We start from the raw sequence: 23,286 nt of genomic DNA, 5'->3' as shown, positions 1-23,286 counted from the left end.
ACCATAACGTGAAGGTCAGTCGACAAGCCGCTGATCTTTTTGTTTTTCTTCATAATTGGCGCGGGCCCGATTGACCTCTGCACGCAGCGAGACCTGCGGCACGCCGACATCCCACCATGTGCCACCCGCCTCGGTGCCGGGCCAGGGATCGGTGTCAATCACGATCACTTGGGGAATTTTTGCGCCCTTGGCGGCGGTCAGGGCAGCCTCTAGTTCGGCCACGGTGGCGACTTTCACCGCATTTGCCCCCATTGAGGCTGCATGGGCGGTGAAGTCGATATGGGACGGGTTAACGTGGTAGGATTCGTCAAGAAGGTTGTTGAACCCTGCCCCGCCGGTGCCTTTTTGCAGCCGGTTGATGCAGCCATAGCCGCGGTTATCGGTGATCACGACGGTGAACGCCACGCCCATCATCACGGCGGTGGCGAGTTCTGAGTTCGCCATCATATAGCTGCCATCGCCGAGCATACAGATCACGTCAGCTGTCGGACGGGCCATTTTGATACCCATAGCGCCGGCAATCTCATAGCCCATGCAGGAGAAACCATACTCCATATGGTATCCGCCTGTCGGAGCATCCCAGATCTTGTGCAACTCGCCCGGCATGGTGCCAGCAGCAGACATTACCACGGTGGCCTTAGAGGCCGTGCGCTGCACAGCGCCGATCACCTGCATATCGGTCGGCAAAGCGTTGCTGGTGGGCGCGGCTTTGACGGCAGCGGTGGCAGCGGCCCAATCGGCTTGCAGTCCGGGAATCGAGGGCCATTTCTGATTTCCCAACGCCTTGCCAAGCACTTGCATGGCGCTCTTCGCATCTGAGGTTAAGTTAATCGCGCCGTGCTTATACGAATCGTAAGCTGCCACGTTGATCGACAGGATGCGACGGTTCGGGTTCTTGAACAACGACCATGACCCGGTGGTGAAATCCTGAAACCGGGTGCCAAGGCCGATGACCAAATCAGCGTTTTCGCACACCGTGTTGGCGGAAGCCGATCCGGTCACGCCCACTGGGCCGAAGTTCAGAGCATGGTCGAAATCGAGGCTGGATTTGCCGGCTTGGGTTTCGACCACAGGGATATTATGGGCGCTGGCGAAAGCCGCCAATTCCGCTTCGGCCCCTGAATAGATCACGCCGCCACCTGTCACGATCACCGGAGATTTCGCGCCCTTGATCGCGGCAATCGCTGCGGCGAGTTCATCAGCATCGGCTTCGGGACGACGGATTTTCCAGACCTTCGGGATAAAGAAAGACTCAGGATAATCAAAGGCTTCGGCTTGCACGTCTTGGCAGAACGCGAGGCACACCGGGCCGCAATCGGCGGGATCGGTCATCACCCGGAAGGCGCGCGGCAGAGCGGTGAGAATATGCTCGGGGCGGGAAATCCGATCAAAATAACGGGTGACCGGGCGGAAGCAATCATTGGCAGTAATGGTACCGTCGTTGAAATCTTCGAGCTGCTGCAACACCGGATCCGGCGCGCGGTTGGCGAAGACATCGCCGGGAATGATCAGCAATGGCAAGCGGTTGGCGAAGGCCACCCCGGCGGCGGTCACCACGTTCAGCGCCCCCGGCCCAATCGAGGTGGTCACCGCCATCGCGCGGCGGCGTTTGTGTGCCTTGGCAAAAGCGATGGCGGCATGGGCCATGGTTTGTTCGTTATGGCCGCGCCAAGTCGGGAATACATCCTTCGCCCCGTGCAGCGCTTCGCCGATACCGGCCACGTTGCCATGGCCGAAAATCGCCCAGATGCCTTCGATAAAACGCGCGCCGTCCTCGGTCATCTGCACGGAAAGCCAGCGCACCATGGCTTGGGCGGCGGTCAAACGGATGGTGTTCATGACTTTACTCCTGCGCGGGCCCCAGTTCGGGCGGCGTCCCAGATGCCGCAGAGGCGGCGGAAGTTTTCGGCCATGATGGCCACGGCACTGGCGTCGTCAATCTTGCCCGCGATCCATTGGCGGCCAACATCGGCGTGAATGGTGCGGCCGACGGCAAAGCCTTTGACCAGCGGGAAATCGGCGGCGAGTTTGAAGGAAGACGCCAGTTCCGCCTCGGATTGACCCAAACCAAGGATCACGATGCCTTGGGTATGCGCGTCGCGGCTGGTGATGGCGTCGCAGGTGGCGGCCCAAGCTTCGCGCGTTTGCATCGGCTCCAGCTTCCACCAATCGGGGTAGATGCCGATATCGTAGAAGCGGCTGATCAGCTTGGCGTTGGTTTGGTCATCCACGGGGCCGACTTTCGACGGGATGATTTCAAGCAGCATTTCCAAACGGTTACGGCGGCAGGCGTGGAACAGCCGGGTGATCACAGCTTCCTGTTCGGCTTGCATTTCGGCGCTGTCATCGGGGTGGCAGAAGCACAGCACCTTGACCACATCCTCGAGCGCCCATTCCGACAGGCCGCCGAAATCGGGGCCAATTTCAGGTTCTAGCGTCAGTGGGCGCGAGCCGGGCCACTCAACGGGGCGACCGATCCACAGGCCTTGACCCGAGGCTTTGTGAAGCGCGGATTTGCCGAGGCGGTTGTCGCACAACAGGCCGTAGCCTTCGCGGCCTTGGCTGACGGCGAGTGTAGCTTCCAGACACAACTCTTTGAAACGGCCAATGTTTTCAGGATTGGCGCCGGGGATTTCTTCCAACTGGGAGCGGTGATCATAGGCGAAGGCGCGCACTTCGGACCATTGTTTGCGACGGTTGGTGGACCAGTGGATTTGTTCTAACTCGGCGTCTTTGCGCAGGGCTGGGGTTTTTACGCCGCGGTCGAGGAAGAAATTGAGTTCTTCCAAGGATGGGTAAGCCGGGGTACAGCCGTGGCGAGACACCGCGAAAGCACCGCAAGCATTGGCGTATTTCAGTGCGACTGACCAAGATTCGCCATCGAGCCAGCCTTTGGTCAGGCCCGACATGAAACCGTCGCCTGCGCCCAAGACGTTGAACACTTCGATGGGAAAGCCGGGGCCGGTTTGGCCTTGATCGAGGCTGTCGGGGATTTCGCCTTCGAAGGCGGCAGCCCCGGCGGCCCCGCGTTTGCAGACCAAGGTGGCGTTGGAGACTTTACGGACGGCGCGCAGGGCTTCGATGGTATTGATCGAGCCGCCCGCGATGTGGAATTCTTCTTCGGTGCCGACGATCAGATCGAAATAATGTAAAGATGCTTGAAGCTTAGTGGTAACAGCAGCGGATTCAATGAAGCGCGATTCGCCATCGCCATGGCCCGCCAGACCCCAGAGATTCGGTCGATAGTCGATGTCTAAAGCGGTTTTTGCGCCGTGTTTGCGCGCGAGCTTCAGGGCTTTCAGCACGGCGGCTTCGGTGTTGCTGTGCGACAGATGCGTGCCGGTAACGATGATCGAACGGGTTTCGGCGATGAAACTCTCGTCGATGTCGTCTTCGCAAAGCGCCATATCAGCACAGTTTTCACGGTAGAAAATCAGCGGAAACTGGGTTTCATCACGGATGCCAAGGATCACCAAGGCGGTCAGCCGTTCGGGGTCAGTTTTCACGCCGCGCACATCGACGCCTTCGCGCGCCAGTTCTTCGCGGATGAAGCGGCCCATATGTTCATCGCCGACGCGGGTGATCAGCGCCGATTTCAGACCCAAACGCGCGGTGCCTGCGGCGATATTGGTCGGCGAGCCGCCGATATACTTCTGAAAACTCGCCATGTCCTCCAGCCGCCCACCGATCTGCGCGCCGTAAAGATCGACCGAAGATCGGCCAATGGTGATGGTGTCGAGCGTTTTCATCGCAGGCTCCTCCGGGGACAGGCGCTGCAGCGAGACTCAGTCGCCTTAGCGTTTTGGAATATTTATTCCATTTCTGCGCAAAGCAAAAGCGTTTTCTTTGCCGATCTAACCGCGCGCCGAGCCAACCGCCACTGCCAGCGCAATCGCCAGCGCGAGGGTGGCGGAAAGCGAGCGGAACGCGCCGAAATCAACCTCGGGCACCGTCAGAATCGCATCGCCGACGCGTGCAAGGGGGCTGGTGATACGGTCGGTTAGTGCCACCACGGGCAGCCCACGCGCGCGGGCATCTTGGGCCAAGGCGATGGTTTCTTCGGAATAGGGCGCGAAGGTGATCGCCAGCACCGCATCGCCGGGACGCAGGGCGTGGCGGTGATCCAGTTTGCCGGTGCCTTCGTGCAGCATCGCTGGAACCGACATCTTATCAAACACATAGGCGAGATAGGCGGCGACTGGAAAGGCGCGACGCAGACCGATGATATGGATGGTATCGGCGGCGGCGAGCAGATGAACGGCCTGCGCCAAAGCGGCCTCATCGGCGGATTTCGCCAAGGCCTCCAGCGACAGCCGCCCGGCTTCGATGAACTCGCCCAGCAGCGCTGAAGGGGTGCCCGTGCCGCCATCTTTCAGATTTTGCAACCGAGTGGAATAATCGGGGAAACCGGGCGAATAGGCGTCGCGGAACAGCTTTTGCATTTCGGAAAAGCCGGAATAGCCGAGGATTTGGCAAAATCGCATCAGCGCCGAGGGCGGCACATCGGCCCCGGCGGCGAGTTCGGCGACGGTTGACACCGCAATGCGGTCGATGTTGGCGGCGATATGATCGGCGCATTGCCGCAGGCGGCGCGGCAAGCCTTCGGTGATCGCGGCCAAACGCTCGCGGAATTCCTCGATCGTGGCGGGCGCGGTCAGGTCGTCGGAATCCAAGGCGGTCATATGTCTGCGATCATTCTGCGGAGTTTCGGGTGATTGATCGCAGGGTAGCGCTGTGGAACAAACATTCCAACTGTTATTTCTTTGCTTGCGGATAACGCCGCGCCAAGGCATCGGCCACCGGGGGGGTGACGAATTTGGAGATATCACCACCAAGACGGGCGATCTCTTTCACCAGTTTTGAGGCAATCGCTTGGCGGCGCGCATCGGCCATCAGAAATACGGTTTCAACTGATGCATCCATCGCGCGGTTCATGCCAACCATTTGGAATTCATATTCAAAATCCGCCACAGCCCGCAGGCCACGCACGATCACCGAAGCGCCGACATCGCGGGCGCAGTCAATGAGCAGGTTTTCAAACGGATGCACGATGATCTCGCCACCGGTTTTGGCGAGGATGCCGGCGCATTCAGCTTCCACCATCGCCACGCGTTCTTCCAAGGTGAAAGCCGGGCCTTTGTCGCGGTTGATGGCGACGCCAATCACCAGACGATCCACCAGTGCCATCGCGCGCTGTATGATATCGACATGCCCCAGAGTGATGGGGTCAAAAGTGCCGGGATAGAGGCCGATGCGCATGGGAGGCTCCTCGCGTAAGTCCCGGACACGCAACAATATTGCGCGTCCGGATGCAAGCGGATTAATCGCCGCCTAGAACCCCTTGATCATGCCTTCCAGCGCGTCATTCTCCATATGCAACTCGGACAGCCGCGCCTTCACCACGTCGCCGATGGAGATCAGGCCGATCAACTCATCCCCCTCCAGCACCGGAATATGGCGGAAGCGACCATCGGTCATCTTTTGCAGCACGTCATTGGCATTGTCGGCGCGCGCGCAGGCGACGACCTTTGCGGTCATGATGGTGTCCACATTTTCATTCAGGCAGGACGCGCCACGACGGCCGATTTCGCGGACGATGTCACGTTCCGAGACGATTCCAGCGAGTTTTTTGCCATCGGGCGAGATCACCACCGCCCCGATGCGACGGGCGGACAGCACTTCGGCGACGCGGCTGATGATAGTGCCGGGTGGCAGAGTGACGACCCCGTCATCGGATTTCGATTTCAGGATTTGGCTGACAAGCATGAAGGTTCCTCCCTATCTGTCAGTCCCAGCGTCGGGGCAGCGTAAGATTCTGTCAAGGAATTGCTTCAAGTCTTTGCATTTCTTTCTTTACCTCAAGCATGAGTTGTGCGGCGAAGCGGTTGAGGCGTTCCACACGGCCATCATCGGCGTGGCGGATCAGCCAGAAGGCGCGGGTCAGGTGGATTTGCTCGGGGATAATACGGGCCAGTTCGGGCGCAGCGGGCAAGGCAAAGTCATGCACCACGCCAATGCCCGCGCCGTGACGCAGGAAGTTCAACTGCACTGAGACGGAGTTTGAAGCCAAAGGCGGGGCGGAGGCACCGATTTCGGTCAGATAGTCGAGTTCCTTGTCGAAGATCATATCGGGGATATAGCCGACAAGTCGGTGGGCTTTCAGGTCTTGCGGCGTGAGTATTGGCGGATGGGCGTTGAGGTAGTCGCGGGAGGCGGCGAGGTGCAGGTGGTAATCGGTGAGCTTTTGCACTGTGAGCCGACCAGCCTCGGGGCGGGATACCGCGATGGCCATATCAGCCTCGCGTTTCGAGAGGTTGAACACGCGCGGCAGGGCAACGATTTGCACCTCTAGCCCCGGATTGGCGTCGCAGATGCGGGCGATGACTTGTGGCAGCAGGTAGTTGGCGCAGCCATCCGGCGCGCCGATGCGGATTTGGCCAGTGAGGCCCTCGGGGCCGCTCAAGGCTTCGGAGGCGCCATCAACCGCCGCTTCGGTGCGAATCGCATGGGTAAGCAGGCGGGTGCCTTCTTCGGTCAGGCTGTAGCCTTGCGGGGTTTTGGCAAACAGCCGTGCGTCCATGGCGTCTTCCAGACGCGCGATGCGGCGGCCGACGGTGGCGGGGTCGATCTTGAGCCGCCGCCCTGCCCCGGACAGGCTTTCAGAGCGCGCTACCGCCAGAAACACCCGCAGGTCATCCCAATCCATCTTGTCACCTTTGCAATTTTGCAAAACCTATTTGAAACCTTGCCTCTACCTTCCGCAATTTCGCAAGGCTATTGTGGCGGCAGCTCATGGGAGAGATATGATGAAAGAGATCGGTCACTGGATCAACGGCAAGCTGGTTGCGGGCACTTCGGGCAAGTTTGCTGATGTGTTCAACCCGGCGACGGGCGAAGTGCAGGCGCGGGTGGCTTTGGCCTCCAAGGCCGAGTTGGACGCCGCCACCGCTGATGCCGCGAAGGCTCAGGTGAAATGGGGCGCCACCAACCCGCAGCGCCGCGCACGGGTGATGATGGCGATGGTGGGCCTTTTGAACCGCGATATGGACAAGCTGGCCGAGGCGCTTTCGTCAGAGCATGGCAAGACCATCCCGGATGCCAAGGGCGACATTCAGCGCGGTCTGGAAGTTATCGAGTTCTGCATTGGTGCACCGCATCTGCTGAAGGGCGAGTTTACTGACTCGGCTGGCCCCGGCATTGACATGTATTCGATGCGCCAGCCGATTGGCGTGGCGGCGGGGATCACTCCGTTCAACTTCCCGGCGATGATCCCGATGTGGAAAATGGGTCCGGCGCTGGCTTGCGGCAACGCGTTCATTCTGAAACCGTCCGAGCGTGCGCCGACGGTGCCTTTGATGCTGGCGGCTTTGATGAAAGAAGCCGGACTGCCCGATGGCGTGATGCAGGTGATCAACGGCGACAAGGAATCGGTCGATGCGATCCTGGATAACGAGACGATTTCCGGCGTGGGCTTTGTCGGCTCGACCCCGATTGCGCAGTATATCTATGCGCGCGGCACGGCGAACGGCAAACGGGTGCAGTGCTTCGGCGGTGCGAAAAACCACATGATCATCATGCCGGATGCCGATTTGGATCAGGCGGCGGATGCTTTGGTGGGTGCCGGTTATGGCGCGGCTGGCGAGCGTTGCATGGCGATCTCGGTCGCGGTGCCTGTTGGCAAAGCCACGGCGGATGCTTTGATCGAGCGGCTGATCCCGCGGATCGAAAAGCTGAAAGTTGGCCCCTACACGGCGGGCAATGATGTGGACTACGGCCCGGTGGTGACTGGGGCGGCTAAGGCGAATATCCTGAAGCTGATCGAATCCGGTGTGGCGCAGGGTGCCAATCTGGTGGTCGATGGCCGCGATTTCAAACTGCAAGGCTATGAGGACGGCTTCTTCGTCGGCCCGCATCTGTTCGACAACGTGACCACGGATATGGAGATTTACCGCAAGGAAATTTTCGGGCCTGTGCTGTCGGTGGTGCGCGCCAAGACCTATGAAGAAGCCCTCGGCATGGCGATGGACCATGAATACGGTAACGGCACCGCGATCTATACCCGCGACGGCGATACCGCGCGCGACTTTGCCGCCCGGATCAATGTGGGCATGATCGGCATCAACGTGCCAATTCCGGTGCCTTTGGCCTATCACACCTTTGGCGGCTGGAAGAAATCCTCGTTTGGCGATCTCAACCAGCACGGGCCGGACAGCTTCCGGTTTTACACCCGCACCAAGACGGTCACTGCGCGCTGGCCGTCGGGGATCAAAGAAGGCGAGGAGTTTAACTTCAAGCAGATGGAGTAAAAACTCTGATCTGACCCCGGAAATCTGGGGTCAGATCAAAGTCGATGGGACGGATATGGGTTATCCTTCCGACAAAGCCGCTGCGCTGGCGGGAATGTCTGAAAGGAAACATCATGTTGAAAACCAATGTCGGGAATCTGGACCGCATTCTGCGCGTGGTGGTGGGTGTCGCTTTGCTGCTGTGGTTTTTCATGGATCAGGGCACGGGGTTTTGGCATTACGCCAAGCTGATCGGGCTTGTGGCCATCGGGACGGCGCTGCTGCGCACTTGCCCGCTTTATACATTGTTGGGTCTGAAGACCTGAAGTTTAGGGTTGAAAAAGGGCGGGATGAACTCCCGCCCTTTTGCTTTGCTGTCAGGGCTTACTTCGCGCCCATCCGCAGCAGGAAATACACCCCACCGCCGATGCCGACGCCGAAGAACCAGCCATAGGTGCCCCACCAAGCGGGCAGGATCGTGGTGAACGTCGGCAGGATCGACGAGAACACCATGCCAATCGCCAGTGCGACGAAGGCTTTGACGTGCCAGCCGCCTTCAAAGCGGAACTCGCCGTTTTCTTGATAGAGCGCGTTGACGTCGATCTTGCCTTGGCGGATCAGGTAGTAATCCACCATCATGATGCCGAAAATCGGGCCCATGGTGGAGCCGATGAAGTTGACGAAATGCGCGGCACCCGTCTCCCACGGCGCCCAAGGATACAGGATCAGCGCGATAGCCGCGGCGATATAGCCGCCGCGTTTGAAGCTGATGTGACGCGGGAACACGTTGGCAAAGTCGAAGGCCGGAGAGACAAAGTTTGCCACCACGTTGATGCCCAAGGTGGCAACGGCGAAGGTCAGGGCTGCGAGGGCTGCCAGGAACCAGCTGTCGAATTTGGCGCTGATTTGCTCGGGGTGCAGCAGAACCTCACCATAGACGGTGAAAGCGGCCGTGGTGGTGATGCCTGCGACCAAGCAGAACGCCAGCAGGTTGATCGGCAGGCCCCAGAGGTTGCCTTTGCGCAGGGCGGCCTCGGATGTGGCATAGCGCGAGAAGTCGCAGAAGTTGAGGTAAAGCGCTGCGAAATAGGTGATCCATGTCGCAGCAACAGCAGCAAGGGCTGCGGTAGAGCCGGGAACACCGGGGACACCTGCATCAGCGGTGGCTTTCAACAGAACATCTTGCGGGATTTCGGCACCGAATGAGAATGTGCCGGCTTTCACGACCAGATAGACGGCGAGCAACAGCATGGCGATCCAGACCGCCGGGCCTGCCCAATCCTGGAACTTGCGCACGGTTTCCATGCCGCTTTGGATGATCAGCAGCTGCAGGCACCAGACGACGAAGAAGCAGATCACCTCAAGCGTCGAGTGGCCGAGCAGGTGGGAATTGGTGTGAAACTCCAACATGCCGGGGCTGCGGATCAGCAAAGCCACGATGGCCCCTGATGCTGCCGAGGTCTGCGCACCATACCAAAAGCAGGCGACGATCGCCCGGACCAAGGCCGGGGCATTGGCGCCAAAGGTGCCAAACGAGGCCCGCGCCAGCACTGGGAACGGCACGCCTGTACGGACGCCTGCGTTGCCGACCATGCTCATCAGCACGAAGATCACCAAAGACCCCGCACCAATCGCGATGACGAAGTTAACGAAGCTGCCGCAGAGCAAAAACAGGCTGGCGGCCAGATAATAGCCCCAAAGGCTGTGAACGTCCGAGGTCCAGACGTTGAAAATCGAAAACGCGCCCCATTTTCGCTCAGTCGCGGGCGCCAGATCCTCGTTATGGAGCGAGGGTGACGGGTTGGTGAGTTGCATCGTGCTGTCCCTATCCTATAGCGCAGATACGCTTTTATCGACGCCAAAGCGCCCAGCATAACTTGCGAAAACCGTGTTGCCCGTTTTGGGCCTGTGTTGGTTTACCGAATGGCTGTTGGCTTTCGGTCGCGGGCCCGGTCTTGCGCCGGATTGTCGCAGGCGCAGGGTGCTCCTGATCAGGGTTTCACACAATCGTGTTAATCTGAAATGGACCTTTCGGGAAATTTTGAAAATGTTTCGGGTAACGCAGGTGAATTGCCCTGATTTTTGGCGAAAATGAAATCGGCCTTCGGGCGTATTATGACACCGATACCCGATCTCTGATGCGCGCCAAATCGCTGACGGGCTGATTTTGTCGGAACGGAAACCCCGGATGGGCGTTAAGGTTGCAGTGCCAATCTGTCGTCAGGATCTCACCATGAACATGATCAAAGCTCTCTACATTCCCCTCACCGTTTTAGCCTTGTCGGCGGGCTCTGCCTTGGCTGACTCGAAAGGCCACGGCGACAAGGGCCATGGTAAAAAGCCAAAAGCGCATCACGCGACGCAGTTTTGCCCTCCGGGTTTGGCAAAGAAGTCACCGGCTTGCATCCCACCCGGCCAAGCGAAGAAACACGGACATGATGACGATGACGACCATGAAGGCCATGTCATCTACTACCGCCTCGGCGACGTGGTGCGCGACGATTGTACGGTCGTGCCGTACACACGCTATCGGTCGCTGCCCGCTGGTACCTACTGCCGCTACGAAGATCGGCTGATGCGGATTGACCCGGAGACCCGTGCGGTCCTGACGATTTTGGACATTCTGACCAATAATTGACGCGCAGGCGTGCTTACTCCGCCGCTGCCCGGCGCGGAGTAAGCAGGTCTTTCAGGTAATGCCCGGTGTGGCTGTGGCCCGCCTTGGCGATGGTTTCCGGCGTGCCAACCGCAACGATCTGACCACCGCCATCACCGCCTTCGGGGCCAATGTCGATCACCCAGTCAGCGGTTTTCACCACATCAAGGTTGTGTTCAATCACCACCACGGTGTTGCCCTGATCGACCAATTCATGCAGCACTTCCAACAGCTTGCGCACGTCTTCAAAGTGCAATCCGGTGGTAGGCTCATCGAGGATATACAAAGTGCGTCCGGTGGCGCGGCGGGAAAGCTCCTTGGAAAGCTTGACCCGTTGCGCTTCGCCGCCTGACAAAGTCGTCGCCTGCTGGCCGACCTTGATATAGCCAAGGCCAACCTGACACAGCGCATCCATCTTCTCACGAATGCTCGGCACGGCTTGGAAGAACACCTGCGCATCTTCACATGTCATATCAAGAACATCGGCGATGCTCTTGTTTTTGAACTTAACTTCCAAAGTCTCGCGGTTATAGCGATGGCCCTTGCAGGTCTCACAGGTGACATAAACATCCGGCAGGAAGTTCATCTCAATCTTCAAAACGCCGTCGCCCTGACAAGCCTCACAGCGCCCGCCCTTGACGTTAAAGCTGAACCGCCCCGGCAGATAGCCGCGGGCTTTGGCTTCGGGCAGGCCAGCAAACCAATCGCGGATCGGAGTGAACGCGCCAGTGTAGGTCGCGGGGTTCGAGCGCGGCGTGCGGCCAATCGCGCGTTGGTCAATGTCGATCACCTTGTCGAGATGCTCAAAGCCCTTGATCGTCTCACAGGGTGCCGGTGTTTCATGCGCGCCATTGAGGCGGGTGGCGGCGGTTTTGAACAGGGTTTCGATGGTTAAAGTGGACTTGCCGCCGCCAGAAACCCCGGTGACGCAAACGAACATCCCCAGCGGAAATTCGGCGGTGACGTTTTTCAGGTTGTTGCCGGTGGCTCCCACCACGGTCAGCTTCTTGCCACTGCCCTTGCGACGGACCTTCGGCACCCTGACCTCACGCGCGCCGGAAAGATACTGTCCGGTCAGGCTATTAGGGTCGGCAGCCACCTGCGCCGGAGTGCCATGCGACACCACGAAACCGCCATGCACACCAGCACCAGGCCCCATGTCGAAAACGTAATCCGCCTCACGGATGGCGTCTTCATCATGTTCCACCACCAACACGGTATTGCCCGCGTCGCGCAGGTTTTTCAGCGTGGTCAGCAAACGGTCATTGTCGCGTTGGTGCAGGCCGATGGAGGGCTCATCCAGCACATAGAGCACCCCGGTCAGGCCGGAGCCGATCTGAGACGCGAGGCGAATACGCTGGGATTCGCCACCCGACAGCGTGCCTGCGTTGCGCGACAGCGTTAAGTAGTTCAGGCCGACGTTTACCAAGAACCCCAAACGCTCACGGATTTCTTTCAGGATCGCCTTGGCGATTTCGTTCTTTTGCTTGGTCAGATGTTCCGGCGCTGCGCTGATCCAGTCATGCGCCTCCGAGATCGACATCTGCACCACCTGCCCTGCGTGCAAGCCGCCGATTTTAACAGCCAGTGCCTCGGGCTTCAGACGGTAGCCGCCACAGGCGCCGCAGGGGCGATTGTTCTGAAACCGTTCCATTTCCTCGCGGCTCCACGAGCTGTCGGTTTCGCGGTAGCGGCGTTCCATGTTGGGGATGACGCCTTCGAAAACGCGGGAAACTTGGTAAACGCGGCCGCCTTCATCATAGCGGAACGAAATCTCCTCACCACCCGAGCCGCGCAGGAACACCTGTTTGACGTTTTCGGGCAGATCCTTCCATTTGGTTTTCTTATCAAAGGCGTAGTGTTTGGAAATCGCCTCGATGGTCTGGGTGAAATACGGGCTTTTCGACTTGGACCACGGCGCGATGGCCCCGCCGAGTAGGGTTAGCGATTGGTCGGGAACAACAAGGCGTTCATCGAAAAACAGCTCCATCCCCAAGCCGTCACAAACCGGACAGGCCCCATAGGGGGCGTTGAACGAGAACAACCGGGGTTCGATTTCCGCGATGGTAAAGCCGGATACCGGGCAGGCGAATTTCTCGGAATAGGTGATGCGCTGCGGCTCACCTTCGCCCTCGGCAGGGGCGGTTTCGATCACCGCGATGCCATCGGCGAGATTCAAAGCAGTGCGGAAACTGTCGGCGAGGCGGGTTTCCAAGCCTTCGCGGACGACAATCCGGTCGACCACCACGTCGATATTGTGGCGGAATTTCTTGTCCAGAACCGGAGGCTCCTCCAGCTCGAAAAACTCGCCGTTAACCTTAATGCGCTGGAAACCCTGCTTGCGCAGGTCGATAAACTCTTTCTTATATTCGCCTTTGCGGTCGCGGATGATCGGTGCCAGCAGGTAAGCCCGGCTGCCTTCCGGCATCGCCATCACCGCATCAACCATATCCTGCACCTGCATTGCGGTGATCGGCAGGCCAGTGGCGGGGCTGAACGGGGTGCCAACGCGGGCGAACAACAGGCGGAGATAGTCATAGATTTCCGTCACGGTGCCGACGGTGGAGCGCGGGTTTTTCGAGGTGGTTTTCTGCTCGATGGAAATCGCAGGCGACAGGCCGCTGATGTGATCCACATCAGGTTTTCCAGCCATATCAAGGAATTGCCGCGCATAGGCCGACAGGCTTTCGACATAGCGGCGCTGGCCCTCGGCATAGATCGTATCGAAGGCGAGGCTGGATTTGCCCGAGCCCGACAGCCCGGTGATCACCACGAACTGGTCGCGCGGAATGTCCACGTCGACGTTTTTCAGGTTATGCTCGCGCGCGCCGCGCACTTCGATGAACTTATGTTCGGCCATGACCCACCCCATTCGACGCCGTATAGATAGGGTGAATGTGGTGAGTCTCCAACTGCAAAATGTGAACGAAGTGTGAACAATCGACGGGGTGCAGCATATTTTCTAGGGTTAACGCGGCTGACGCTGCCTGCGACGGGCCTGCAACGCATGGATCGCGATGCCCAAAGCGGAAAATCCGATCAGGAACAGCGCGAACCCGGTGGCCCCGGCCTGCACCATGATCAGCGCCAGCAAGGGCGTGCCAGTGGTGGTGCCGAGATTGCCCAGTTGCGCAATCGCCCCAGCACCCCGTGCGCGATCCTCAGCCGAGGGGTTGATCTGCGCAAGGCTGGCGAAACTCGCACCCTGCACCACGCCCAAGGCGGCGGCCATCAGCAGCGCAAACGCGGCCTCTGGCGCCCCCCGCCCCCATGTTGCCCAAAGGCCAAGGCTGGCGAGCATGGCCACCGCAAAACCTGCTTGCACAAGGCGGAAGGCCGCGATTTTGGACAGCAGCCAGACGCCGAGGGTCAGCGAGACGGTGATGGACACCAAGGGCATGAACACCCCGATGAACGGCCCCCAGCCGGGGGTGACGGCGGCGGGTAGCAGGGTCAGGACGGCCACGTAAGTCACTGTATAGAAAACGAAACCCATTGCTGGGGCTGCGATGTAGGGTGAGGCGTAGATCGCCAAATGCTGCGCCAGTAAATTGCCCTGCCCCGCCACAGGATGATGCTCAGGATCCGTCGGCAGCAACACAAACAGCACCGCGAAGCACAGCAGCATCCATAGCCCATGCAGTTGAAACAGCGCGCCGGGGCCGTGAAGCGCTATCAAACCGGGCGCGAAAAAGGCCAGCGCCGCATAGGTGACGCCAAAAAACGACGACCACAATGTCATCGCCAAGCCCTGATGCCGCGCTGAAGTCACGCCTGCAATCGCGGTGGGGCCGACGACCACGATGGTCAAATGCGATACGCCCTCCAGCACGCGGGTCAGCATCATCAGCGGATAGGACGGGAAGCTGGATTGGATCAGGCTGACCGCAGCGCCCAAAGCCAAGGCGGAGAGGATGGCGCGACGGGGGCCGATTTTGGCCACCAAAAGCCCCGCCGTGGTGCCAAAGATCAGTCCGACGATGCCGACGATGGACACCATCAACCCGATGCCGAAACCTGCATGGCTGGCGTAGGTGGTTTGAAGCGTTTGATACAGAACGGATATTTTACCGAACTGCGCAGCCGCCCCGAGGCCCGCCGCCCAAAGCGCTAGGACGGTTAAAACGCTGCGCATCGATCATCCTTCCGGCAAGATTTTACAGCCCCGCCAGAATCATCGCCTTGATCCGGCTGGCTTTAACAAAATGGTCCAGCTTATGGGTCTCAATCCACCAGGTTGCGGCCTCCATCAAGGCTGCGGGATCGTGGTTTTTATTGGCAAAGAACGCGTAGAACGACAGCCCAACGCCGTCGCCCTTCTGCGCAATTTTAGCATCACAAACCGCCAGCACCTTTTGTCGCAAGGCGGCGCGCATCACATATGCAGGGCGCGGCCGTAAGCGTCCAATACGGATTCGTGCATCATTTCCGACAGAGTGGGATGCGGGAAGACGGTGTTCATCAGGTCTTCCTCGGTGCTTTCCAGCCCGCGTGCCACCACATAGCCCTGGATCAGCTCGGTCACTTCGGCACCGATCATATGGGCGCCCAGCATCTCGCCGGTTTTGGCGTCGAAAATGGTTTTGATGAAACCCTCGGCCTCACCCAAAGCAATCGCTTTGCCGTTGCCGATGAAGGGGAAGCGGCCGACTTTTATATCATAGCCAGCTTCTTTGGCTTTGGCTTCGGTCAGGCCGACGCTCGCCACCTGCGGGTAGCAATAGGTGCAACCGGCGATGGAGTTCGGCTTGATCGGATGCGGATGTTTGCCCGCGATCAGTTCGGCCACCATCACGCCTTCATGGCTGGCTTTATGCGCAAGCCAAGGCGCGCCTGCGATGTCGCCGATGGCGTAAAGGCCAGCTACGCCGGTGCGGCAGAATTCATCGGTGACGACATGGGTGCGGTCGATTTTGACTCCCAAGGCTTCAAGCCCAAGGTTTTCGATATTGCCGATGATGCCGACAGCGGAGATGACGGTGTCGAATTCCTGCGTCGTAGTGCCTTTGGCGTCTTCGAGATGCGCCACCACTTTGCCTGGTGAGCGATCCAGTTTCTTCACCGTGGTTTTTTCTAGAATCTTCATGCCTTGCTTGACGAAGGCTTTCTTCGCGAAGGCCGAAACTTCGGCATCCTCGACAGGCAAAACGCGGTCCATGACTTCGACGACGGTGGTATCCGCGCCCAAGGTGTTGAAGAAGCTGGCGAATTCGATGCCGATGGCACCCGAGCCGATCACCAGCAGCTTTTTCGGCATCCGTTTGGGCTGCAAGGCGTGGCGGTAGGTCCAGACCAGATCGCCGTCCGCCTCCAACCCCGGCAATTCACGCGCACGGGCTCCGGTGGCAAGGATGATCGACTTGGCGGTCAGTTCATCAACGCCCTTGTCGGTTTTCACCGATACCGTCCCGGCTTTCGGCAGGGTCGCGGCGCCCATGAACACGGTGACTTTGTTTTTCTTCATCAGATGGCCGATGCCGCCGGACAGCTGTTTGGCGACCCCACGCGAGCGGGCGACGACGGCGTTCAGATCAAAATCCAGTCCGGTCACCGACAGGCCAAATTCCTTGGCGCGGTGCATCAGATGGAACACCTCGGCCGAGCGCAGCAGCGCCTTGGTCGGGATACAGCCCCAGTTCAGGCAGATGCCGCCGAGGTTTTCACGCTCGACAATCGCCACTTTCAGGCCAAGCTGGCTGGCCCTGATGGCGGCAACATAGCCCCCCGGACCTGCGCCGACCACGATCACGTCAAAATTTTGAGCAGCCATCTTTCCCTCCTCCGAAAAAGTAGTTTGCCATTAAACTATTTTTAAAACTCCAGCAACATTGGCGGTGCTGCAGGCCTATGCGCTGGCTGCATGGCTGGCTTTCAGCGCGTTGACCACCGCGCCATAGCCGCCAGAGGCAAGAAATTCGGTCTCCTCAGGCGTGTTTTCTCGGCCCAAAGCCGCGTTGCGGCTGGGGAAGCGGCCAAAGCGGGTGATGATTTCGCGATGCGCTTCAGCGTGCAGCGCCATGTCTGGATCTGAAGCCAGACGTTCGGTCAGCAGGGCCACCGCTTGATCTTGGTCGGCCAATTCCTCGGAATGCTCAAACGGCATGTAGAAAAATTGCCGCTCGGGTTCAGGGGCATTCATATCCCAGCCCTCGGCCACAGCCTTTTTCGCAGCCGCCAAGGCCTGTGGGTCGGTGGCGAATGCGCGGGCGGTGTCGCGGTGCATGTTGCGGGAAAACTGATCGCACAGGATCAGATAGGCCAGCGTGCTGACGGTGCCTTCGACCCAATGCTCTAGTCCGCCGTCAAACGCGGCTTGCCAGATTTCGCTGAAATGGTCGCGGATGGTGGCATCAATCTCGTCGCCGCCCGCATACCAGCCGTCGGGGCCGATCTCGCCCAGCCAGAAGTCGAGAATCTCAATCGGATCAGACATAAGCATCCCTCTTTGCAGCAAGGTGGCAGGTTCACAGGACCACCGCAACCGCTTTGGAGGGCGTCAGCGGCGCGGTTCTTCTTGCTCTTGCAGGACTGCATCCACTGCCAGCGCCGACACGGTCGGCGTCAGGCCCGCGTAGGTGTTGGTTTGCACCGGGGCCACCCGCTTGGTCATCCGGTAGCCCGCATAGCCTGCAAGGGCGGCAAAGAAGCCGCCGATGATCAGGAAATAGCCTTTGGGGCCAATCGCGCTCATCAGCCAGCCTGCCAGCAGCGGGCCAAAGATCGCACCGAAGCCGTTGAGAAAGATTAGCCCCGCCGAAGCGCCGGGCATTTCCTCTTTGCTGAGGTAGTCGTTGGTGTGGGCAATCAGCAGCGAATAGAGCGGGTTGATGATGCCGCCCAACAGGGCCGCCACCAGCACCTCCAGCGTGAACGGCAACGGCACGGCGGCGGCAACGGCCATCACCACGGCCCCGGCGGTGGACATCCACAAGATCAGCACGCGGCGGTCGGCACGATCAGACAGCCAGCCCACCGGGTATTGCAGCACAAGGCCGCCGACATACATCGCCGCCACAAAGATCGCGATCTGGCCGATCGTCATCGCCGACATCGCACCATAGACCGAGGCCATCCCGAACATCGCGGCGAACACCCCCCCTGTCAGCAGCATCCCGGCGCAACCAAGCGGCGAGGTGCGGAGCAGTTGCGCAAAGCTCATGCGTTTGATGGTGGCGAAGGTTGGCGCGGGGGTGTCAGCGAGCAGGATCGGCATGAAAGCCAGCGAGACGAGAACCGAGGGGATGATGAACAGCCCAAAACCGCTGGGGTCGCCCATCGCCAACAGGCCTTGGCTGGCGATGATGCCCAGCATCTGCACGATCATATAGGCGGATAGCGCCTGACCACGGGTCTCATTGCTGGCGGTGTTGTTCAGCCAGCTTTCGGCGGTGACATATATGCCCGAGAAACAAAAGCCGATCAGCACCCGCATCACCGCCCAAGCCTGCCAATCCAGCATGAGGGGATACAGCACCAGCACGGCAGAAATCATTGATCCTAGGGCGGAAAAAACCCGCACATGACCAACACGGCGGATCATTTCGGGGGCCATGCGGGAACCGCCGAGGAAGCCGAGGAAATAGGCCGACATCACAATCGAAAGTTCAAAGGTGCTAAAGCCTTCCAGCGCGCCGCGGATGCCCAAAAGCGAGCCTTGCACGCCATTGCCAACCATCAGCAGCATGACGCCCAGTAATAGGGGCCAGGATTGGGCGAGGACTTTCAGCATCGAAGGCTCCGGTTTCGGCGGCAAGATAGCATGGTAAACCTTGCTGAGTGATTTATTTGCGACATGAAACACCCGTGGCGCGGCAGGCTAGGGAATCAACAAAGACGCATCGCCGTAGGAGAAGAAACGGTACTCATGGCCCACGGCATGGGCATAGATCCGGTCCATCCGCGCCTTGCCCATCAGGGCCGAGACCAGCATCAGCAGGGTCGACTTCGGCAGGTGAAAATTGGTCATCAGCGCATCGGCGACGCGGAAGCGGTAGCCGGGGTAGATGAAAATGTCGGTAGTGCCCTCCCACGGCTCCACCCTGCCCGAGGTCGCCGCCGATTCGATCAGGCGCAGGGCGGTGGTGCCGACCGGGATCACTCTGCCACCTGCGGCTTTGGTGGCGTTGATCTCAGAGGCTGCCTGTGGGCTGACTTGGCCCCATTCGGCGTGCATTTTGTGGGTGGTGACGTCTTCGACTTTAACAGGCAGGAAGGTGCCCGCGCCGACATGTAGGGTGACTTCGGTGAACGCCACGCCTTTCGCCGCTAAAGCTGCCAGCAACTCCGCGTCGAAATGCAGGCTCGCGGTGGGGGCCGCAACCGCGCCCGCATGGCGGGCGAAGACGGTCTGGTAATCGGTGTTGTCTTGCGCATCAGCGGGGCGTTTGGCGGCGATATACGGCGGCAGCGGCATCGCCCCGGCGGCATTCAGCGCGGCGTCGAAATCATCGCCGGTGAGGTTAAACTCCAGCCGCAGATCGGTTTCGGATTTGGCGGCGACAGTCGCCGAAAGCTGATCGGAAAATCGGATCACCTCGCCGATATTGACCTTGCGCAAAGGTTTGGCCAGCGCGCGCCAGCCTTGCGCTTGCGGTTCCAGCAAGGTGATTTCGACCTTGGCCACCGCCTCACCGCGCTGTCTGTGGCCGAACAGGCGGGCAGGAATGACGCGGGTGTTGTTCAGCACCAAGCGATCACCGGGACGGAAGATGTTGATCAGATCAGAGACATGCAGATCCATGATCTGATCGCCCTGCGCCAACAGCAACTTAGCTGCCGTGCGGGGCCGTGCCGGGCGAGTGGCAATCAGCGCCTCGGGCAGATCAAAGTCAAAATCCGACAGCTTCATCCGCCACTTCCTTCTGTGCCTTTGCTGCCGATCACCGGCGCGGGGCTGCGGAAGATCTCGCGGAACATCCCCGGCGTCAAGATCGACAGCGGGTTTACACTAACCTGCGGATCGGTCGCCGTGCCGCTGAGCGCATAGTTGAAGCCAAACAACCCTTCGCCGCGTTTCGTCAGAATCGATCCAATGCCGTTCAGCATATAGATCGGTGAGATCGTGCCCTGCATGAACAACTCGGCGCTGGCGCTTTTATAGACCCCCGCCATCGACACCCCCAAGGATGCACCGATTGCCGAGCCGTGATGCACCTGTATAGCATTGGGCGTCAGCAGGAAGGCGGCCTCGACATTGTTGAACAACAGGCCCTCACCGTTGAGCTGCTCCAGTATCCCCACCACCGAGATGGCGTTCAACAGCTCTGCCAGCACATTGGTGTTGCGCACCCGCAGCGCGCCCATTTTCACCACTCCGTCATAGCTGCCCGCCTCGGGGCGGGGTTGCAGCGTCAGATCCAAAGAGCCACCCCGCGCCGAGGCGAAAATGCCTGCCGCAGCCATCACCGCCCCCGCATCATCCGACAAAAGCCGCACCGCCGTGCCGTTGCGGGCAGGCACCACCGTGCCTTTCACCGGCGCTTTACCGTTGACCGCCGCGATGAAATTGCCGTTCAACCCGCCTGTCAGCGAGAAATCACCCCGGAAGCTGTTCAAAGCAATGCTCTGCGACACTTGCAAACGGTCCAGCCGCAGGCTCAGCGGGCTGCCCCCCGACTTGCCGCTGGATTTGCGCTCAGACGCCGAAGGCATCCGGCGCATATCCACCGATCCCCCCGTCACCGCCAAGCCCACCGATTTACCCTGACCGCGTCCGCGAATTTCCACTGGCGCATCCAGCCAATCGCCCAAGCGCACCCGGTTAAACTTCGCCACATCAAGGCCGCCGCCCGGCTTCATTGTGACCGAGCCCGAGGCATCCAGACCGCTCGCCTTCAGGCTGATGCTTTCCACCAAAGGCGGCTTGCCCAGACGAACTTCGGCGGTCAACTGGCCCTTGGCGGCTTTCGGCTTCGACCAGCCGACCTCGGGGATGGTCAGACCGATATTGGCCAGATCGGACACCAGCGAAAGATGCCCCGGTTGGCCGCGCACCAGATCAATCTTGACCTGCCCACGCCCCTGCCCCGATACCATGCCATCCGGCAGGCCCAGCCCGAATTCGGAGGCGGTTTTCTGCGACAAAGTGACAGCACCGTCGATGTGCGCCTTACCCTTCTGATCCAGCGCGAAGCCTTGGCGGTAAGTCACGTCAAACGGAACAGCACCGATCAGCCCCGCGCCCGCAATGGTCAGGCCGGTGGTATCGGCAGAGACCGCCAAACTGTCCGCCGTGATCTTGCGCCCCGGCACCACCGTATCCGAGGAAAACCCCGAAACCGTGCCCGCCACCTGATATTGTACATCTTTCAGCGCGATTTTCTTTTGCAGCGGCATCTTCAGATGCGTCTCAATCGCCGCGGTGCCCTGCCCCAAAGTCACCGGCTGGTCGGCTTTCGACATGAAGTGAAACGGCGGTTGATCCAGCAGCGACAAAGCGGCGGTCAGGCTGGATTGGGTTTTCAGGGTGATCTCTGCTGTGGCGGGGCGCTTGGTCACATCGGGGATGGCGAAAACTGAGCCTGCGACGTTGATCTCACCGCCCTCCGGTGGCGTCACCGTGCCGCTCGACATCACCATCGTATAGGTTTGCCCGTCGACCGAGGCATAGCCATCCCCCGCCTTGATCGGTGGCAAAGTCGCCAGAAACCGCACATCGGCGTCGTTGAAGTTGTACCCCAGATGCAGGCGCGGGGCAGCGCCCGGCTCGATCCGCAACGCCGCGCGCACGTCGGTCAGTGAGCCGCTGAGCACGTTTTTATCCACCCAAAGCCGGGTGTTTGGCAGCAAGGTCACCGGCCACAGCGCCACCAGACGATCATGCTGGATCTCATTCAACGCCAGATCAATCGCCGCGCGCCAGCCCTGCTGATCGGCGCCAATCTTCCCCGAAGCCGTCAGCCGCCGCCCGGCCTCGGTCAGCGCCAGTTGACCGATCTCGACCGAGAACGGCTGCAAGCGCATCCGCGTGTCCAACGCACCATGGCTGAACTCGACCGGCTCTTGGAACAGGCCCTCGGGGTCAATCATCACTTGGCTGAACTCAAGCTGGGTGAGATAGGCGTCCGGCACTTCGCGGGCCAAGGGGCCGAGGATGCGGCTGCCATTGGCGCGGATCATATAACTGTGGCCGGAGGCTTTCACCCGCAACGTCGGGCTTTGCACCGAAAGTGCTGTCAGGTCCATCCGACCTTGTTCGGGCACAAAGCGCATCGCCATGCTGGCACTGTCAAACGTGATCGGGCGGGCTTCCGGGCTGGGCTGCAACGCGCCTTTGCCGAAGCTTAAGCTCGCCTCCAGTGCCGCGACACCTTCGGCGCGCAAAGTGGTGTGAATCTCGCCGGAAATCGGCGCATCCAGCAGCCCGGCCCAAGCAAAGGGGGCTGCAAGGGCCGCGACATCCTTGGCCGCCACGCCGTCAATCTGCGCCGAAATCCGCGCCTGATCATCGGTCTTTTGCGACACGATGGTCAGCACGGCGCGCGCAGGCGCAGCACTGCTGATCAGCGACAGGCTGACCTCTGCCGCAACTTCCGTGGCGCGGTTTTCCAGCTGCAAGCGGCCATCGCCGAGATCAAACTGCCGGCCCGAGCTTTGATCTTGCAGCGTCAGGGTCAGCGCCTCGGCCTCAATCGTGGTCAGATGGGCGGCGGCGGGGCTGGCAAAGGCGCGGTCCACCGCATCGAAAAGTTCGGGCAAGGTGCGGATTTTCGGCTGCATCTCGGTGCCGCCCAGCGAAAGGTCAAAATTACCATCGCGGTCACGGGTGACCTGCAGGTGCGCTCCGACGATTTTCAGGCTGCGGGCGCGGAATTGGCCGTGCAGCAAAGCGCCGGGGTCCAGTGTGACGCGCAGGTCGGGGAGTGTCAGCAGGGCTTGGTTGTTGGTCTTGAGCAAGCGCAGATCGTCAAGGCGCAGCCGGGGCACCCAACCCTCGACGGTGATCTCAACCCCGCCGATGGCGATGGCGGCTTCCGGCAGGGCCTTGGCGATGGATTTGTTGGCGCGCTGTTCGATCTCGGCCACCACCCAAGTCGGCATCGGGATGGGTTTGCCGGACAGGCCCAAGATGCCAAAGATGATGCCGAAGATCAGCGCCAGACAGAACAGCCGCCCGCCAAGCCCGGTGCGGTGGCGTTTGCGCGGTTTGGACGTGGTCACAGCAGGTTGCGCGGAAGGCGCAGACGCATCAGCAGCAACCGACACAACGGGGGCGGCGACCGGATCGGCCCCTGCCTCGTTCTGCGGATCACTCATCATCTCTGCCGTCGCCTTTCCAAATGCCCGGCGTTTGCCACCGGTGCCGTCTCTCGCCGTCCAATTCCTGAGGGCTTGCCTTTATCTTTG

General features: G+C 60.2%; 18 protein-coding genes. 3 read left to right on the top strand and 15 right to left on the bottom strand.

Annotated features, from left to right (window positions below; translation table 11 throughout):
* Nucleotides 1-15: 15 nt before the first annotated feature.
* From iolD to AKV04_RS24760, 6 genes are all read right to left on the bottom strand, one after another.
* Nucleotides 16-1,839 carry a 3D-(3,5/4)-trihydroxycyclohexane-1,2-dione acylhydrolase (decyclizing) gene (iolD, locus tag AKV04_RS24785; RefSeq protein ID WP_054009080.1) on the bottom strand — a complete coding sequence of 608 codons (1,824 nt, stop codon included), beginning with the start codon at nt 1,837-1,839 and terminating at the stop codon, nt 16-18.
* Complete coding sequence (locus AKV04_RS24780) at nt 1,836-3,749, bottom strand: bifunctional 5-dehydro-2-deoxygluconokinase/5-dehydro-2-deoxyphosphogluconate aldolase (RefSeq protein WP_054009079.1); 1,914 nt, start codon at nt 3,747-3,749, stop codon at nt 1,836-1,838. The genes iolD and AKV04_RS24780 overlap by 4 nt, the downstream gene beginning before the upstream one ends.
* 105 nt (nt 3,750-3,854) lie before the next feature.
* Nucleotides 3,855-4,682, bottom strand: a complete 828-nt coding sequence (locus AKV04_RS24775) for a MurR/RpiR family transcriptional regulator (protein WP_054009078.1) — start codon at nt 4,680-4,682, stop codon at nt 3,855-3,857.
* Between the two features lie 73 nt (nt 4,683-4,755).
* Nucleotides 4,756-5,259 carry a pantetheine-phosphate adenylyltransferase gene (coaD, locus tag AKV04_RS24770; RefSeq protein ID WP_054009077.1) on the bottom strand — a complete coding sequence of 168 codons (504 nt, stop codon included), beginning with the start codon at nt 5,257-5,259 and terminating at the stop codon, nt 4,756-4,758.
* Between the two features lie 72 nt (nt 5,260-5,331).
* Complete coding sequence (locus tag AKV04_RS24765; RefSeq protein WP_054009076.1) at nt 5,332-5,766, bottom strand: CBS domain-containing protein; 435 nt, start codon at nt 5,764-5,766, stop codon at nt 5,332-5,334.
* Between the two features lie 52 nt (nt 5,767-5,818).
* Nucleotides 5,819-6,706, bottom strand: coding sequence for a LysR family transcriptional regulator (locus AKV04_RS24760; RefSeq protein ID WP_054009075.1), 888 nt, complete (start codon nt 6,704-6,706; stop codon nt 5,819-5,821).
* Between the two features lie 100 nt (nt 6,707-6,806).
* On the opposite strand from AKV04_RS24760, the gene AKV04_RS24755 reads away from it, so the two are divergent.
* Nucleotides 6,807-8,306, top strand: a complete 1,500-nt coding sequence (locus AKV04_RS24755; RefSeq protein ID WP_054009138.1) for a CoA-acylating methylmalonate-semialdehyde dehydrogenase — start codon at nt 6,807-6,809, stop codon at nt 8,304-8,306.
* A gap of 113 nt (nt 8,307-8,419) precedes the next feature.
* Entirely contained in the window at nt 8,420-8,611 is a 192-nt protein-coding gene (locus AKV04_RS24750) for a YgaP family membrane protein (RefSeq protein ID WP_054009074.1), read from the top strand.
* A gap of 58 nt (nt 8,612-8,669) precedes the next feature.
* Here the strand turns inward: AKV04_RS24750 and AKV04_RS24745 are convergent, their stop codons facing one another.
* Complete coding sequence (locus tag AKV04_RS24745) at nt 8,670-10,100, bottom strand: NCS1 family nucleobase:cation symporter-1 (RefSeq protein WP_054009073.1); 1,431 nt, start codon at nt 10,098-10,100, stop codon at nt 8,670-8,672.
* Nucleotides 10,101-10,518: 418 nt separating this feature from the next.
* Here AKV04_RS24745 and AKV04_RS27440 point away from each other — a divergent pair, with 418 nt between their 5' ends.
* The gene (locus AKV04_RS27440; RefSeq protein WP_054009072.1) at nt 10,519-10,923 is read left to right on the top strand and encodes a hypothetical protein; all 405 of its coding nucleotides are present in this window, start codon (nt 10,519-10,521) and stop codon (nt 10,921-10,923) included.
* A 13-nt stretch (nt 10,924-10,936) separates the two neighbouring features.
* Here the strand turns inward: AKV04_RS27440 and uvrA are convergent, their stop codons facing one another.
* The 8 genes from uvrA to AKV04_RS24700 all read right to left on the bottom strand — a co-directional run bounded on the left by uvrA (nt 10,937) and on the right by AKV04_RS24700 (nt 23,196).
* Nucleotides 10,937-13,801 carry an excinuclease ABC subunit UvrA gene (uvrA, locus tag AKV04_RS24735; protein WP_054009137.1) on the bottom strand — a complete coding sequence of 955 codons (2,865 nt, stop codon included), beginning with the start codon at nt 13,799-13,801 and terminating at the stop codon, nt 10,937-10,939.
* 108 nt (nt 13,802-13,909) lie between these two features.
* On the bottom strand, nt 13,910-15,076 hold the full coding sequence (locus AKV04_RS24730; protein WP_054009071.1) for an MFS transporter: 1,167 nt from the start codon (nt 15,074-15,076) through the stop codon (nt 13,910-13,912).
* A 22-nt stretch (nt 15,077-15,098) separates the two neighbouring features.
* Nucleotides 15,099-15,317 (bottom strand): DUF6500 family protein, encoded by a 219-nt coding sequence (locus AKV04_RS24725; RefSeq protein ID WP_054009070.1) that lies wholly within the window; start codon nt 15,315-15,317, stop codon nt 15,099-15,101.
* Nucleotides 15,317-16,711, bottom strand: a complete 1,395-nt coding sequence (lpdA, locus tag AKV04_RS24720) for a dihydrolipoyl dehydrogenase (RefSeq protein WP_054009069.1) — start codon at nt 16,709-16,711, stop codon at nt 15,317-15,319. The genes AKV04_RS24725 and lpdA overlap by 1 nt, the downstream gene beginning before the upstream one ends.
* 75 nt (nt 16,712-16,786) lie before the next feature.
* The gene (locus tag AKV04_RS24715) at nt 16,787-17,374 is read right to left on the bottom strand and encodes a DUF924 family protein (RefSeq protein ID WP_054009068.1); all 588 of its coding nucleotides are present in this window, start codon (nt 17,372-17,374) and stop codon (nt 16,787-16,789) included.
* A 63-nt stretch (nt 17,375-17,437) separates the two neighbouring features.
* Nucleotides 17,438-18,670 carry an MFS transporter gene (locus AKV04_RS24710; protein WP_054009067.1) on the bottom strand — a complete coding sequence of 411 codons (1,233 nt, stop codon included), beginning with the start codon at nt 18,668-18,670 and terminating at the stop codon, nt 17,438-17,440.
* 87 nt (nt 18,671-18,757) lie between these two features.
* Nucleotides 18,758-19,789: a tRNA preQ1(34) S-adenosylmethionine ribosyltransferase-isomerase QueA gene (gene queA / locus AKV04_RS24705; protein WP_054009066.1), complete on the bottom strand. Its 1,032-nt coding sequence runs from the start codon at nt 19,787-19,789 to the stop codon at nt 18,758-18,760.
* Nucleotides 19,786-23,196 (bottom strand): YhdP family protein, encoded by a 3,411-nt coding sequence (locus tag AKV04_RS24700; RefSeq protein WP_082351855.1) that lies wholly within the window; start codon nt 23,194-23,196, stop codon nt 19,786-19,788. The genes queA and AKV04_RS24700 overlap by 4 nt, the downstream gene beginning before the upstream one ends.
* Nucleotides 23,197-23,286 lie beyond the last annotated feature (90 nt).

Origin of the sequence: Cypionkella psychrotolerans (assembly GCF_001294535.1) — a bacterium.
In the GTDB taxonomy this organism is placed as follows: Bacteria; Pseudomonadota; Alphaproteobacteria; order Rhodobacterales; family Rhodobacteraceae; genus Cypionkella; species Cypionkella psychrotolerans.
The sequence above is the reverse complement of the archived record's forward strand: the minus strand, read 5'-3'. Positions and strand labels throughout refer to the sequence as shown.

Excerpts from the sequence above, each read along its gene's own strand:
- AKV04_RS24745 (WP_054009073.1), bottom strand. The coding sequence starts at position 10,100 with ATGCAACTCACCAACCCGTCACCCTCGCTCCATAACGAGGATCTGGCG.
- AKV04_RS24775 (WP_054009078.1), bottom strand. The coding sequence starts at position 4,682 with ATGACCGCCTTGGATTCCGACGACCTGACCGCGCCCGCCACGATCGAG.
- lpdA (WP_054009069.1), bottom strand. The coding sequence starts at position 16,711 with ATGGCTGCTCAAAATTTTGACGTGATCGTGGTCGGCGCAGGTCCGGGG.
- AKV04_RS24700 (WP_082351855.1), bottom strand. The coding sequence starts at position 23,196 with ATGAGTGATCCGCAGAACGAGGCAGGGGCCGATCCGGTCGCCGCCCCC.
- coaD (WP_054009077.1), bottom strand. The coding sequence starts at position 5,259 with ATGCGCATCGGCCTCTATCCCGGCACTTTTGACCCCATCACTCTGGGG.
- AKV04_RS24715 (WP_054009068.1), bottom strand. The coding sequence starts at position 17,374 with ATGTCTGATCCGATTGAGATTCTCGACTTCTGGCTGGGCGAGATCGGC.
- uvrA (WP_054009137.1), bottom strand. The coding sequence starts at position 13,801 with ATGGCCGAACATAAGTTCATCGAAGTGCGCGGCGCGCGCGAGCATAAC.
- AKV04_RS24710 (WP_054009067.1), bottom strand. The coding sequence starts at position 18,670 with ATGCTGAAAGTCCTCGCCCAATCCTGGCCCCTATTACTGGGCGTCATG.
- AKV04_RS24725 (WP_054009070.1), bottom strand. The coding sequence starts at position 15,317 with ATGCGCGCCGCCTTGCGACAAAAGGTGCTGGCGGTTTGTGATGCTAAA.
- iolD (WP_054009080.1), bottom strand. The coding sequence starts at position 1,839 with ATGAACACCATCCGTTTGACCGCCGCCCAAGCCATGGTGCGCTGGCTT.
- AKV04_RS24755 (WP_054009138.1), top strand. The coding sequence starts at position 6,807 with ATGAAAGAGATCGGTCACTGGATCAACGGCAAGCTGGTTGCGGGCACT.
- AKV04_RS24750 (WP_054009074.1), top strand. The coding sequence starts at position 8,420 with ATGTTGAAAACCAATGTCGGGAATCTGGACCGCATTCTGCGCGTGGTG.
- AKV04_RS27440 (WP_054009072.1), top strand. The coding sequence starts at position 10,519 with ATGAACATGATCAAAGCTCTCTACATTCCCCTCACCGTTTTAGCCTTG.
- AKV04_RS24730 (WP_054009071.1), bottom strand. The coding sequence starts at position 15,076 with ATGCGCAGCGTTTTAACCGTCCTAGCGCTTTGGGCGGCGGGCCTCGGG.
- AKV04_RS24765 (WP_054009076.1), bottom strand. The coding sequence starts at position 5,766 with ATGCTTGTCAGCCAAATCCTGAAATCGAAATCCGATGACGGGGTCGTC.
- AKV04_RS24780 (WP_054009079.1), bottom strand. The coding sequence starts at position 3,749 with ATGAAAACGCTCGACACCATCACCATTGGCCGATCTTCGGTCGATCTT.
- AKV04_RS24760 (WP_054009075.1), bottom strand. The coding sequence starts at position 6,706 with ATGGATTGGGATGACCTGCGGGTGTTTCTGGCGGTAGCGCGCTCTGAA.
- queA (WP_054009066.1), bottom strand. The coding sequence starts at position 19,789 with ATGAAGCTGTCGGATTTTGACTTTGATCTGCCCGAGGCGCTGATTGCC.